The following is a 14,121-nucleotide window of genomic DNA, read 5'->3' as shown; positions in this document are numbered from 1 at the left end:
CTGACCCTACCTGACACGAGCCGTGATGACCGACTCCGCCTTTGCCACCGCCCTGGACCTGATTGTTGGACTGGATCCCGACCTGCTGACCATCGTCAGCCTGTCCCTGCGCATCTCGCTGACGGCAGTCGCCATCGCTGCCGCGCTGGCATTGCCCCTTGGCGCGGCGCTGGCACTGTACCGTTTCCCCGGTCGAGCACCGCTGATCATCGCCCTTAACGCGCTGATGGGCCTGCCACCGGTGGTGGCAGGCCTCACCGTCTATCTGCTGCTGTCCCGGGCGGGGCCCCTTGGCTCCCTGGGCCTGCTGTTTACCCCCACCGCCATGGTGGTGGCACAGGTCATTCTGGTCCTGCCGATTCTGGCCTCGCTGACCCGGCAGAAGGTCGAGGAGCTGCATGGCGAATACGCCGAGCAGCTGGCATCCATGGGGATTTCCCGAGTACGCCGTATCCCGACGCTGCTGTGGGACGCCCGTCTCGCGTTGATTACGGTCATGCTGGCGGGCTTTGGACGAGCCAGCGCCGAGGTGGGCGCCGTGATGATCGTCGGCGGCAACATCGACGGCGTTACCCGGGTGATGACCACCGCCATCGTGCTCGAGACCAGCAAGGGCAACCTGCCCCTGGCGCTGGGTCTGGGCATCGTGCTGTTGGCCCTGGTAGGGCTGATCAACGCCCTCGCCCACCTGATCGGCGAGTCCACCAGGAGGCAGCTGGGATGACCACGATGACGCTGTCGGCGCCAGCCTCGGCCCCTCGCCTCACCCTCGACCGGGTCGGCTTCTCGACCGCTGGTCAGCGCCTGCTGGGCCCCCTGTCACTCACTCTCGACGGTCATCGGCGCACCCTGATCATGGGCCCCAATGGCGCGGGCAAGAGCCTCTTGATGCGTCTTGCCCATGGCCTGCTCTCGCCCACCCAGGGACAGCTGCAATGGGAAGGTTCGGCTCCCCGCCAGGCCATGGTATTTCAGCGTCCGGTCCTGCTCAGACGTAGCGCCCTGGCCAATCTCGAGTATGCGTTGGCGGTGAATCATGTGCCACGCCGACAGCGGCGCCAGCGCGCCATCGCCGCTCTCGAGCGCTTTGGTCTGGAAAGCCTGGCCAAACGCCCGGCTCGAGTGCTGTCAGGTGGAGAGCAGCAGCGTCTGGCACTGGCCCGGGCCTGGCTGCTGGAGCCCGAGGTGCTGTTCCTTGACGAACCGACCTCGGCGCTTGACCCCGCCGCCATTCGGGCGGTGGAGAGTGCCATCGAGACCTTTCATCAGCAAGGCGTGCGGATTGTCATGTCCAGTCACGACATGCACCAGGCGCGCCGTCTGGCCGACGACGTCATCCTGCTGCACCGGGGCCGACTGGTCGAACAAAGCCCGGCCAACCTGTTCTTCAGCCGCCCCGTCACCCAGGAAGCCAGCGCTTTTATCGCGGGAGAGCTACTGGACTAGATCGAGGCCACGGTGGTGACGACGCTTCAGGCCCATTCATCCACCGCACGACACCCGTCGTGCGATCTACGCAAGGAACTGCACCATGTCACATCGCCATACCCCATCGTCGCGCAGGCTGTCTTCCATGCAGGTTCGTCGTGCGGCCACCAGCGCTGCCGCGGCGTGCGCGCTGATGCTCGGTGCCAGCAGCGCACTGGCTCAGGACGAGGCCCCCTTCATCACCCTCGCATCGACCACATCCACCCAGAACTCTGGACTGTTTGACGCCATTATTCCGACCTTCACCGACAGCACCGGCATCGACGTGCACGTGGTCGCGGTGGGCACCGGCCAGGCCTTCGAAATCGCCCGTCGCGGTGACGCTGACAGCCTGCTGGTACACGACACTGCCGGTGAGGAAGCCTTCGTGGCGGACGGCTACGCCAGTCAGCGCGATGACGTCATGTACAACGACTTTGTACTGATCGGACCGTCCGACGATCCGGCCGGCATCCGCGACGCCGACAGTGCAGCCACTGCCTTCAGCTTGATCGCAGAGAGTGGAGCCCCCTTCACCTCTCGCGGCGACGACAGCGGCACCAATCGGGCTGAATTGCGCCTGTGGGATGCCGCTGGCGTTGAGCCTGGCGGTGACTGGTATCGCGAGCTGGGGAGCGGCATGGGCGCGACACTCAACACTGCCGCGGGTATGGATGCCTACGTCATGTCCGACCGCGCTACCTGGGTCGCCTTTGATAACCGCCAGAACCTTGAGCTGTTGTTTGAAGGCGATGACGTCCTGTTCAACCAGTACGGCAGCCTCAAGCTGTCGCGGGAGCGTCACCCGGAGCTGAAGCATGACCTGGCGGACCAGTGGCATGACTGGCTGCTGTCCGAACAAGGCCAGCAGGCGATCGGTGACTTCGAGGTCAAGGGTCAGCAGCTGTTCTTCCCCAACGCTGACGCCCAGTAAGCCTATCCTGATCGACGCCGCGAGCCCTGTCGAGATAGCCCTGTCGAAATAGCGCTGCATGGCTCCGGCGTCTAGGCTGCAATGAGGACCGACGCAGGACGGACGACGCTCCACTTGCGGGCTGCTCGTCCGTCCGCTGCACACACAAGGACCCTCAATGCGCGCACGCATCCTCTCTCTCTGCCATTGCCCGATTGCCCGAGAACACCACCAGCACGGCGACAAGGTCGACGCCAGCATCATCAACCTGACGCCGGTGCTGGGCATGCGCGATCTCGGTTGTCGCCGGGTCACCCTGGCGCCGGGCTGCCACGCCTGGCCCTTTCATTTCCATCACAACAACGACGAGATGTTTGTGGTGCTGAAGGGCAAGGGCAGCGTGCGCCTGGGCGACAAGCGCTATCCGATCGTCGAAGGCGAGTTGATCGCGGCACCTGCCGCAGACCCCGACTGCGCCCATCAGATCATCAACGACTCCGACGAGCCTCTCACCTATCTATGCATCAGCAGCATGAATGCCCCGGACGTGACGGAGTATCCGGACTCCGGCAAGTTCCAGGTCGTCACCGGCTCGGCCCCGGGGGGCGACAAGGCCAGCCGCGGCTTCGAGCACACCGGCCTGCGCAAGGATACCGTGGACTACTGGCAGGGCGAGGACTGACGCTGGCTGAGCCGGCTGACCATCAGCCGACCTGGCCGGCTTCGCCAGGGGTTTAGCCCAATTAGCCCAAAGCCGAGGGGCCTTAGCCCAAAGCCAAGAGGCCTCTGAGGGCAGCTTGATCTGTGCGCCGACTGCTACTCTGCCCGTGGCTCCCCCCAGGTCCATCGATTCCCCCCTGCAGACGATGTCGCCCCCCACTTTGGTCGCAAGCGGCAGAAGCTGCACTTTACGTTAACGTCAACTTTGCCTAGTCTTCTTAGCATTCCGCCAGCCGCTGCCTCGACGGCCGCTGATCGGCTTTTTCAGCCCTACATCACTGCCGATGGTCGTGGTCTTGACCGCCACCGCAACGACCATTCAAGACGCTTTGGAGCCCGCCATGTTCAGCCCCTATACCCCGCTCGATTTTGGCCTCGATGAAACCCTGGTCATGCTTCGCGATCAGGTGAATGCCTTTGCCCGCGACGAGATCGCCCCTCGCGCCGCCGAGATCGACGAGCGCAACGAATTTCCCGCTGATCTGTGGCAGAAATTCGGTGACATGGGCCTGCTGGGCATCACCGTTCCCGACGAAGATGGCGGCAGCGGCATGGGCTACCTGGCCCACTGCATCGCCATGGAGGAAATCTCCCGCGCCAGCGCATCCGTCGGACTGTCCTACGGCGCCCATTCCAACCTGTGCGTCAATCAGCTGAAGATCAACGCCAACGCCGAGCAGAAGGCCAAGTACCTGCCCAAGCTGATATCCGGCGAGCATGTGGGCGCACTGGCCATGTCCGAGCCGGGAGCCGGTTCCGATGTGGTGTCCATGTCGCTACGCGCGCGCAAGGAAGGCGATCGCTACATCCTTAACGGCAACAAGATGTGGATCACCAATGGCCCTGACGCCGATGTGCTGGTGGTCTATGCCAAGACCGACCCGGACGCCGGGTCCAAGGGCATCACCGCCTTCATCATCGAGAAAGGATTCGACGGTTTCTCGACCGCCCAGAAGCTCGACAAGCTGGGGATGCGGGGTTCCAACACCTGTGAACTGGTGTTCGAGGACTGCGCGGTCCCCGCGGAGAACGTGCTGGGCGAAGTCGGCAAGGGCGTGCGCGTGCTGATGAGCGGCCTCGACTACGAGCGCACCGTGCTGGCGGCGGGCCCTATCGGCATCATGCAGGCCGCCATGGATGTGGTCGTGCCCTACATCCACGAACGCAAGCAGTTCAACCAGTCCATCGGCGAATTCCAGCTGGTGCAGGGCAAGATTGCCGACATGTACACCACCCTGAACGCCTGCCGCGCCTACCTGTATGCGGTGGCCGCGGCCTGCGATCGCGATCAGACGTCACGCAAGGACGCCGCCGGGGTCATTCTCTACTGCGCCGAGAAGGCTACCCAGGTGGCACTGGATGCCATTCAGCTGCTGGGCGGCAATGGCTACATCAACGAGTACCCGACGGGTCGCCTGCTGCGCGACGCCAAGCTGTACGAGATCGGCGCGGGCACCAGTGAGATCCGGCGCATGCTGATCGGCCGCGAGCTGTTCAACGAGTCCGCCTGAACCCGACGTTGACCCCGGAGCAGAGCGCGTTCAGCGCCTTGTGAATGCTGGCGTACGTCGCCCCTCTTTTGCCTACGGAGCCACCAGATGGCCATGTTGGATACCGCAATCAATCCGCGTTCCGAAGACTTTGTGGCTCGGGATGCGGCCATGCGTGCCGAGGTCGGCAAGCTGAACGAACTGACCGACGCCATTCGTCGCGGCGGCGGTGACAAGGCACGCAGTCGCCACGAATCCCGCGGCAAGCTGTTTGTACGCGACCGCATCGATCACTTGATCGACGAGGGGTCGCCCTTTCTGGAGCTGTCGGCTCTGGCCGCCCACGGCGTGTACGACAGCGATGTGCCGGCGGCAGGCCTGGTCACCGGGATCGGTCGCATCAGCGGCGTCGAGTGTGTGATCGTCGCCAACGATGCCACCGTGAAGGGGGGCACCTATTTCCCGCTGACGGTGAAGAAGCATCTGCGTGCCCAGGAAGTCGCCCGCAAGCATCGCTTGCCCTGCGTGTACCTGGTGGACTCCGGCGGTGCCTTTCTGCCACGCCAGGACGAGGTGTTCCCCGACAGAGACCACTTCGGCCGCATCTTCTATAACCAGGCCACCCTATCGGCCGAGGGTATTCCCCAGATCGCCGTGGTCATGGGCTCCTGCACCGCCGGGGGGGCCTACGTGCCCGCCATGGCGGACGAGTCCATCATCGTGCGCGAACAGGGCACCATCTTTCTTGGCGGTCCGCCCCTGGTCAAGGCTGCCACCGGTGAAACCATCAGCGCCGAGGATCTTGGCGGCGCCGATGTCCACGCCAAGATCAGCGGCGTTGCCGACCACTACGCCGACAATGATGCCCATGCCCTGCAGCTCGCCCGGCGCTGTGTCGCCCGACTGAACTGGCAGAAGCGTGGCCGACTGGCGATGCAGCCACCGCGTCCTCCCGCTCTCGATCCGGCCGAGCTGTACGGTATCGTCGGCACCGACCTGAAGAAGCCGTTCGACGTACGTGAGGTCATCGCCCGCATTGTCGACGGTTCCGACTTCGACGAGTTCAAGCGCTACTACGGCGATACGCTGGTCACCGGCTTCGCCCATATCCACGGCCACCCCGTTGGCATCGTGGCCAACAACGGCGTGCTGTTCTCTGAAAGCGCGGTCAAGGGCGCCCACTTTATCGAGCTGTGCGCCCAGCGCGGCATTCCCCTGGTGTTCCTGCAGAACATTACCGGCTTTATGGTCGGTTCGAAGTACGAGCATGAAGGCATTGCCAAGCACGGCGCCAAGCTGGTCACTGCGGTGGCCTGTGCCCGCGTGCCCAAGTTCACGGTGCTGATCGGCGGCAGCTTCGGTGCCGGCAACTACGGCATGTGCGGCCGCGCCTTCGAGCCCAACCTGCTGTTCATGTGGCCCAACGCCAGAATCTCGGTGATGGGGGGCGAGCAGGCGGCCGGGGTGCTGTCCCAGGTCAAGCGCGAGCAGCTGGAACGCGCCGGGGAGTCCTGGACAGCAGAGCAGGAAGAGGCCTTCAAGCAGCCGACCCGAGAGCAGTACGAGCACCAGGGCCACCCCTACTACGCCAGCGCGCGGCTTTGGGATGACGGCGTCATCGACCCTGCCCAGACCCGCGACGTGCTTGGGCTGTCACTGGCAGCCGCGATGAATGCCGAGATCGAAGAGACGCGCTTCGGCGTCTTCCGCATGTAACCGAGGATGCAGACATGTCTCAGACATCGACACTAGACATTGATGCCAGGGGGGTGGCCTGGCTGACGCTGACGCGTCCGGAGGTCCATAACGCCTTCGATGATGCCTTGATCGGCGAGCTCAATCGCCACCTGGACCGAGTTCGCGCCGCCGCAGAGCGCGGCGAGGTCCGGGTCATGGTGCTCGGCTCGGAGGGCAAGAGCTTCTCCGCCGGTGCCGACCTCAACTGGATGAAGCGCATGGTCGACTACAGCGTCGACGACAACCTGGCCGATTCCCGCGAGCTGTCGCGCCTGATGCACGGACTGGACACCCTGCCCTGCGTCACTTTGTGCCGGGTACAAGGTGCCGCCTTTGGCGGAGCCGTAGGCCTCGCCGCCTGCTGCGATATCGTGCTGGCGTCCCAGCGCGCCAAGTTCTGCCTGTCCGAGGTCAAGATTGGCCTGTCGCCAGCTGTCATCAGCCCTTACGTGCTGCGCGCCATCGGCAGCCGCCAGATGCGCCGCTATGCGCTCAGCGCAGAGGTGATGGACGCCACGACAGCGCAGGCACTGGATCTGGTGCACAGGGTCGTTGAACCAGAGGCCCTGGACCACGCGGTAGAGAGCATGCTCGAGACCCTGCTGGCCACCTCTCCCCAGGCCAGTCGAGCGACCAAGGCCTTGCTCGCTGAGGTCGCTCGAGCGCCGGACGAACAGGCCACACGGGAGCGCACCTGCCTGGTCATCAGCCGCCTGCGCGTCAGCGACGAAGGCCAGGAAGGGCTTTCCAGCTTCCTCGAAAAGCGCCGCCCTGCCTGGGCGGGCACCTCCAACCATAGCGGGAGCGCCTCATGAGCTCGACCCCCACTGCTGACCAGCTGCGCTTCGACACCCTGCTGGTGGCCAATCGCGGTGAGATCGCCTGCCGCGTGATGCGTACCGCACGCGCCATGGGCCTGAAGACCATCGCCGTCTATTCAGATGCAGACGCCGACGCCCGCCACGTGCGCGAAGCCGACGAAGCCATCCATATCGGCCCGGCGGCCGCTCGGGAAAGCTACCTGGATATCGCCAAGGTGATCGACGCTGCTCGCCGCAGCGGCGCCGACGCCATTCATCCGGGCTATGGTTTCCTGTCGGAAAACGAGGCCTTTGTGCGGGCCTGCGAGGACGCCGGCATTGTCTTCGTCGGTCCTCCCGCCGCCAGCATCAAGGCGATGGGCGACAAGTCCGCCGCCAAGGCACGCATGATGGATGCCGGCGTACCGTTGGTGCCTGGCTACCACGGCGATGACCAGGACGACGCTCTGCTCAAGCGCGAGGCGGACGCCATCGGCTACCCCGTGTTGCTCAAGGCCAGCGCTGGCGGCGGCGGCAAGGGTATGCGCGTGGTCGAAAGCGGCAGCGAATTTCAGGCGGCGCTGGAAGGCTGCCGCCGGGAATCCAGAGCCGCTTTCAATGACGATCGCATGCTGATCGAGAAGTACCTGACCCAACCCCGCCACGTTGAGGTGCAGGTGTTCTGCGACCGCCACGGCAATGGGGTGTACCTATTCGAACGAGACTGCAGTGTCCAGCGCCGTCACCAGAAGGTACTGGAGGAAGCGCCCGCTCCCGGCATGACGGCGACGCTACGACGTGCCATGGGCGATGCCGCGGTTCGCGCCGCCCAGGAGATCGGTTACGTCGGCGCGGGCACCGTGGAATTCCTGCTCGACGCGACGCCCGGCGCTTCGCCACAGCAGGACGGCGCCTTCTATTTCATGGAAATGAACACGCGGCTGCAGGTCGAGCACCCGGTGACCGAGATGATCACTGGCCAGGACCTGGTGGAATGGCAGCTGCGGGTGGCGATGAATGAGCCGCTGCCGTTGCGCCAGGACCAGCTGTCCATCGATGGCCATAGCTTTGAGGCGCGCCTGTACGCCGAGGATGCCGACCAGGACTTTCTGCCTGCCACCGGCGTGCTCGATCGCTTCGCGCTGGATCTGGTCGGGGCCGACCTGAGCTCCGCTCAGGTGCGCCTGGATAGCGGGGTGGCCACTGGCGACACGGTATCGATGCACTATGATCCGATGCTGGCCAAGCTGATCACCCACGGTCCGGATCGTGCCTCTGCCCTGGCCAGTCTCAATCGCGCGCTGGCCGCCCTGGACGTGCAGGGAGTGATCACCAACCGAGGCTTCCTGCAGCGGCTGACGAACCACCCGGACTTTCAGGCCGCCCATCTCGACACCCGCTTTATCGAGCGCCATGAGGAAAGCCTGTTTGCCAGCCGCGGGCTGGACCAGCAGAGCCTGGCCAGCGCGGCCCTGGTGGCACTGCACCAATTGTCCCGGGAGTCGGAAAGTGACTCTCCCTGGGATCGCCACGATGGCTTTCGCGTCAATGGCCCCCGTCAAATCCGCATCGCGCTGTGCGATCCACGGGAGGCCGCTGAGGCCGAGCCATCCAGCCTGTGCGTGGTGGAGGGGCGGCACGCCGCCAGCGATCAGGCATGGCAGCTCAGCATCCGGGGTCCCGGGGAATCTCGTGCCGAGGTATCTGCCAGCCTGACTGAGCTGCCCGGCGATGCGGTGGCGATCACCCTGGACGGTCATCGCCGCCGGCTGCAGGCTCGCCTGCTGGGGCAAGGCCAGCAGCGTAATACCATTGTGCTGTCGAGCCCTGGGGGTGAAGTGCGCCTCTGCTGGCGTCGCATTGATGCCATCGATCATGGCCAGCACGAGGTGGAATCGACGCTCACCGCGCCGATGCATGGCACCGTCGTGGCACTGCTGGTGGCGCCTGGCGCCGCGGTCAGCAAGGGCGACGCGCTGATGGTCATGGAAGCCATGAAGATGGAGCACACGCTGACCGCGCCTGCCGACGGTTCGGTCGAGGCCTTTCGCTACGCCGCTGGCGACACCGTCGGCCAGGGCGATGTGCTGCTCGACTTCACTGCCCAGTCCGCCGACAGCGTGCATGACAAGGAGGCTCTCTGATGGCCTTTCCCGACAGTGTGCGGATTGTCGAGGTGGGCCCGCGGGACGGCCTGCAGAACGAGCCGGACCCGATCACCACGGCAACCAAGCTCGAACTGATCGAGCGTCTGGCCATGGCGGGACACTGCCATATCGAGGCGGCCAGCTTCGTCTCCCCCAAGTGGGTGCCGCAAATGGCCGATCATCGCGAGGTCATGCGGGCCCTGATGCAGGAGGGAGCAGCACAGCCCGGACGGCGTTATTCGGCGTTGACGCCGAACCTGAAGGGGCTGGAGGCTGCCATCGAATGTGGCGTACAGGAAGTCGCGGTGTTTGGCGCGGCCTCTGAATCGTTCTCGCAGAAGAACATCAACTGCTCCATCGCCGAATCACTCGAGCGCTTTGCCCCGGTGGTCGAACGTGCCAAGGCCGAGGGCATCCAGGTACGGGGGTATGTGTCCTGTGTCCTGGGCTGTCCCTATGAGGGTGACATCGCGCCTGGGCAGGTGGCCAAGGTGGCACGAGCGCTGGATGAGATGGGCTGCTACGAGGTATCGCTGGGCGATACCATCGGCACCGGCACGCCGCTGAAAGCCCGGCGCATGCTCGAAGCCGTCGCCCGGGATGTGCCGGTCACCCGACTTGCGGCCCATTTCCATGATACCTATGGCCAGGCCCTGGCCAACCTGGTGGCGGTGCTCGAAGACGGTGTCCAGGTCATCGACAGCTCGGTGGCCGGCCTTGGAGGCTGTCCCTACGCCAAGGGCGCCAGCGGCAACGTCGCCACCGAAGACGTGGTGTATCTGCTGGAGGGACTCGGCATCGACTGCGGGGTCGATCTCGCTCGCATCGCCGCCGTCGGTGACTGGATCACCCACACCATCGGCCGCCCGAATCGCTCCAAGGCGGGGGTGGCGATGGTCGCCAAAGGCTAACGAACACCTGAGCGATCGGCGGCGCCGTCAGGGGCCGCTGATCGCTGATGCCCGCTTCCCTGATCTTGCCCTAGGCGCCCTGCCCTGGACGCCCTGCTCGCGGTGTTTTGCTCGCTATGCGGCGCCGCGGACATGCTACTATCCAAGGTGCGCGAAGCCTTTATCCAAGGTACGCGAAAAAAGAGGCATTGCCATGAGTAGCGAAGGGCAGCTCGTACTGGAACAGATTCAACAGCAGCTGACGACCTCCATCGAGGCTGCGGAAACGGTCGGCTGGGATGACGTCGAGGTGACGCCATCGGGTACCATCGTGGTCCGCAAGTACGCCAGCAAGGACGCCGCTGAACTGGAGCGGCAGCGGCTTGATCACGATATTCTCTAGCGCCAGTCGCTGACCATGATCGGCCTGCTGATCTTTCCCGTATTGGTCTGCGGCTACATCTACATCACCGAAAGCCCCAGAGAGCAGATTCGCATCAGCCTCTATCATGGCTGGCTGTTGTACATCCGGGCTGCCAAGTTCGGCATTCTGATCGTTGCCTTCGTTGCGGCACTTTTTGGCTATCTGCTTCCTGCCATTGGCACGTCCATCGGGCACTGGACAGGCATTACCCTTCTACCTGACACCCACCTGTTTCTGTACCTGGCAAACCTGATGGGGTCGGGCCTGTACCCGGGTCGTCAGCTCGATCCGTCCACCCTGGCGTCGCTACAATTGGCGTCCCTGTCCTTCTGCTCCATCGTGCTGACCTGGCTGACCGCTTTCACCTGCCAACGGGTCAACTGGCTAGGTGCCCAGAGGCTTCGTCGGGCCAGAAAGCGACAAGTGGAGCTGCTGCTCGAAGATAAGGCCCCCATCGAACACCAGCTCATCACCATCAAGACTCAGGCCAAGATTGACTTTGCCCACAATGCCGCGATCTACCGTGCCAGACGAGACGTCTTGTCCCATCTACGCTGCGGAAAGATCAAGCGACATGACCCGGAGGACAGGGCGGCACTGGCCGCGATACTGAAACGGCTAACGTATCGACAGGTCACCTACGCTCTAATTAGCCTCGAGAACGACAAAGTGTATATCGGGCTACCTACCCTGCTACCGGAGCCAGATGAAGAAAGCGTGATTTCCCGAGGCATTGGTGTGATTCCGGTACGTTCGGGATATCGAGACAAAAGGCGTCGTATCGTCATTACCGGCGGACACGACTTTGATCTGGCCGCCCCGCTACCGACCAATACCCTGTCGCTGACACGAGACAAGATCATCTCTATTTCGGGCTTTACCTTTCCCAGTCGTCCCTACCCTCGACTGCTTCCCTCCAGCGATATCAGCGACACGCCAGTCACGAGCTCCCGCCGCACCATTCGCTGATCCAGTGTCGCGACGACCTGGCTTCACCTACCCCAGGCAAGCGTTTACACCGCGCCTTGTGATTCGCCTTGCAGCCGCCTAGCGTGTGGATCAAAGGTCTCTGTTTTCACCACAATTTTCACAACAAGGAAGTCACCATGTCCCCGGTTCTCGCCTTCAGCTTGATAGCGGCGCTCGGTATCGGTGCGCAGTGGCTGGCGTGGCGCTGGAAAGTGCCCGCCATTGTCCTGCTTCTGCTCAGCGGTGTGCTCATCGGCCCGGTCAGCGGGGTGCTCGACCCCCACGCCGTCTTCGGCGACCTGCTGGAACCCCTGGTCGCCGTTGCCGTGGCCATGATTCTGTTCGAGGGCGGTCTTACCCTCAACCTGACCCGTCTGAGAGGGGCTGAACTCGCCGTCAAGCGTCTGGTGTTTCTCGGCGGGCCGCTGGTCTGGGGCCTGGCCACGCTGTCGGGACACTACATCGGCGGTCTGTCCTGGGCCTCGGCATCGGTGCTGGGCGGCATCCTGATCGTGACCGGCCCCACGGTCATCATCCCGCTGCTGCGCCAGGCCAGTCTCAAGCGGCGTCCCGGTGAGATCCTGCGCTGGGAGGCGATTCTCAACGATCCGGTCGGCGCTCTGGCAGCGGTGCTGGCCTTCGAGATCACCATCGTGATGTATTCATCCCACGACCTGTCGGTGACCCTGGGCCATATGCTGCTGGGCATTGTCGTCGCCACTGCGGTCGGACTGGCCACGGCCTGGGGCTTGATACGCGCGATCAAGGCCGGACAGATTCCCGAATTCCTGAAAGTCCCGGTCATGATCTTTCTGGTCATGGCGACCTACACGCTGCCCAATGCCCTGCTCCATGAAAGCGGGCTGCTGGCGGTCACGGTGATGGGGGTAGTGATCGGCAATTCGTCGCTGTCGTCCCTGGACGAGATTCGACGCTTCAAGGAGAACATCACCGTCCTGCTGGTGTCGGGCGTGTTTATCCTGCTGGCTGCCCAGGTGGATCTTGGAACCCTGGCCACCCTGAGCATGCGCGAGTATGTGTTCGTCGCCGTCGTGCTGCTGCTGGTCAGGCCAGTGGCGGTATTCCTGGCCTTGATCCGGGTCGACCTGCCCTTCTCGGAAAAGCTGATCGTGGGTTGGATCGGCCCGAGAGGCGTGGTGGCGGTAGCCATCGCCGGGTTGTTTGGAGCCCGCCTCAGCGATGTTGGCGTCGAGGACGCCGCCCTGCTCTCGCCATTGGCGTTTGCCATTGTCGCCGTGACCGTCCTGCTGCATGGCTTTTCGCTGCAGCCCTTGGCACGCCGGCTCAAGTTGCAGTCCACCGACACCAAGGGGCTGCTGATCGTCGGCGCCAATCCCTTTACCGCGGCCCTGGCCGAGGCGATTCAGGCCCAGGGAAGACCGGTACTGATCGCGGACCGCAACTACAATCACCTGCGCCAGGTCAGAGGACGCGATATCCCGACCTACTACGGCGAAGTGCTCACCGAGGAAGCCGAGCTGACGCTGGAGCTCAATCGCTTCGACAGTATGGTTGCGCTGACCGACAACGATGACTACAACGCGCTGCTGTGCATGCACTACGCTCCGGAGTTCGGACATCACCGGGTCTATCGCTTTGCTCCCGGCGGAGGCGTCGGCGGCGACCAGCTCGAACAGACGCTGGGAGGGCGTTTCTTCGCCAAGGAGCTCGACTATGAAGAGGCCAATTCACGGATTCGCCAAGGCTGGTGCGTGCGCCTGACACGCCTTAGCGACAGCTACTCGTTCGACGACTATCGCCGAGACAACCCGGATGCTCGGGTGATCTCCGCCTATGCCGAAGACGGCGACGTCAGGGTCATGCACAAGGACGAGAGCTTCGATGCGGACACCGGTGAAACCTTGCTCGCCCTGGTGCCCGACGACACCCATGAAGACAAGGCCCAGCGCCAGCGCACCAGGAAACAGCGCGCCTCGGCTCAGCCGTCAGCCAACACCAGGGACGAGAGCAACGTCAGCGATGACGGCGAGGCTCCAGACTCCGACTCAGGGTCCTGATGGCCCCGCCAGGTGCCATCACACCCTGGCGCCAGCGGCCGGGACGGCTCATCATGGACAGCGCCGCCGCGGAACTTAACGTTCCGCGAGCACACCAAGCTAAGGCGGCCAGCGATGGCCGCCACCCTCTGCGACAGGACTTTCGACAAGGAGAAACGTCATGAAGGTTTGCTGGATTCCCGCTGCTGCCCTCGCCCTGCTGGTAGCCGGCTGCGCCGGCACAGGACAGCAAGGAAATGAGCCCCCGGCAGATGAGGCAGCTTCACCCTCCGCCGATTACATCTGCCAGGATGGCAGCCAGTTCACGATTGTCTTCGACAGTCCCGATTCGGCGGAAGTCCGGATGCACGGCGATCGCTATCCTCTTGAGCGTCAGCCTGTCGCTTCGGGCATGAGCTACGCCTCGGAAAATGGCCAGCATGTGTTCCGCGGCAAGGGTAATGAAGCCACCTGGACAATTGGCAGGCGCATGCCGGTCAACTGCGAAGTCAGCGGTTAAGCCCCTTCATTCGCCTATCGCTGGGC

General features: G+C 63.9%; 13 protein-coding genes. All 13 read left to right on the top strand.

Going from position 1 to position 14,121, the window contains the following annotated elements:
* Positions 1-25: 25 nt before the first annotated feature.
* Positions 26-724 carry an ABC transporter permease gene (locus KUV45_RS11325; protein WP_222163100.1) on the top strand — a complete coding sequence of 233 codons (699 nt, stop codon included), beginning with the start codon at positions 26-28 and terminating at the stop codon, positions 722-724.
* Complete coding sequence (locus tag KUV45_RS11320; protein WP_224852028.1) at positions 721-1,446, top strand: ATP-binding cassette domain-containing protein; 726 nt, start codon at positions 721-723, stop codon at positions 1,444-1,446. Before KUV45_RS11325 ends, KUV45_RS11320 begins: the two co-directional genes overlap by 4 nt.
* Before the next feature lie 175 nt (positions 1,447-1,621).
* Positions 1,622-2,401, top strand: coding sequence for a substrate-binding domain-containing protein (locus tag KUV45_RS11315; protein ID WP_224852051.1), 780 nt, complete (start codon positions 1,622-1,624; stop codon positions 2,399-2,401).
* Between the two features lie 157 nt (positions 2,402-2,558).
* Positions 2,559-3,062, top strand: a complete 504-nt coding sequence (locus KUV45_RS11310) for a cupin domain-containing protein (RefSeq protein ID WP_222163099.1) — start codon at positions 2,559-2,561, stop codon at positions 3,060-3,062.
* 379 nt (positions 3,063-3,441) lie between these two features.
* The gene (locus KUV45_RS11305) at positions 3,442-4,611 is read left to right on the top strand and encodes an isovaleryl-CoA dehydrogenase (RefSeq protein WP_222163098.1); all 1,170 of its coding nucleotides are present in this window, start codon (positions 3,442-3,444) and stop codon (positions 4,609-4,611) included.
* A gap of 87 nt (positions 4,612-4,698) precedes the next feature.
* Positions 4,699-6,306 (top strand): carboxyl transferase domain-containing protein, encoded by a 1,608-nt coding sequence (locus tag KUV45_RS11300; RefSeq protein ID WP_206937874.1) that lies wholly within the window; start codon positions 4,699-4,701, stop codon positions 6,304-6,306.
* Positions 6,307-6,320: 14 nt separating this feature from the next.
* On the top strand, positions 6,321-7,142 hold the full coding sequence (locus tag KUV45_RS11295; protein ID WP_222163097.1) for an enoyl-CoA hydratase-related protein: 822 nt from the start codon (positions 6,321-6,323) through the stop codon (positions 7,140-7,142).
* Entirely contained in the window at positions 7,139-9,271 is a 2,133-nt protein-coding gene (locus KUV45_RS11290; protein ID WP_222163096.1) for an acetyl/propionyl/methylcrotonyl-CoA carboxylase subunit alpha, read from the top strand. The genes KUV45_RS11295 and KUV45_RS11290 overlap by 4 nt, the downstream gene beginning before the upstream one ends.
* Positions 9,271-10,185, top strand: a complete 915-nt coding sequence (locus KUV45_RS11285; RefSeq protein ID WP_222163095.1) for a hydroxymethylglutaryl-CoA lyase — start codon at positions 9,271-9,273, stop codon at positions 10,183-10,185. The genes KUV45_RS11290 and KUV45_RS11285 overlap by 1 nt, the downstream gene beginning before the upstream one ends.
* A gap of 193 nt (positions 10,186-10,378) precedes the next feature.
* Positions 10,379-10,567 carry a hypothetical protein gene (locus KUV45_RS11280; RefSeq protein ID WP_206937860.1) on the top strand — a complete coding sequence of 63 codons (189 nt, stop codon included), beginning with the start codon at positions 10,379-10,381 and terminating at the stop codon, positions 10,565-10,567.
* Positions 10,568-10,582: 15 nt separating this feature from the next.
* A complete protein-coding gene (locus KUV45_RS11275; protein WP_222163094.1) occupies positions 10,583-11,557 on the top strand; it encodes a hypothetical protein in 975 nt (324 codons plus the stop codon).
* Positions 11,558-11,694: 137 nt separating this feature from the next.
* The gene (locus tag KUV45_RS11270; protein WP_222163093.1) at positions 11,695-13,596 is read left to right on the top strand and encodes a sodium:proton antiporter; all 1,902 of its coding nucleotides are present in this window, start codon (positions 11,695-11,697) and stop codon (positions 13,594-13,596) included.
* A 160-nt stretch (positions 13,597-13,756) separates the two neighbouring features.
* Positions 13,757-14,095 carry an MliC family protein gene (locus KUV45_RS11265; RefSeq protein WP_206937853.1) on the top strand — a complete coding sequence of 113 codons (339 nt, stop codon included), beginning with the start codon at positions 13,757-13,759 and terminating at the stop codon, positions 14,093-14,095.
* The last annotated feature ends 26 nt before the right edge of the window (positions 14,096-14,121 follow it).

It is taken from the genome of Halomonas sp. DP3Y7-2, assembly GCF_019800795.1.
GTDB classification, from domain to species: Bacteria; Pseudomonadota; Gammaproteobacteria; order Pseudomonadales; family Halomonadaceae; genus Halomonas; species Halomonas litopenaei_A.
Note: the sequence above shows the minus strand (reverse complement) of the source record. Positions and strands in the feature narration are given on the sequence as shown.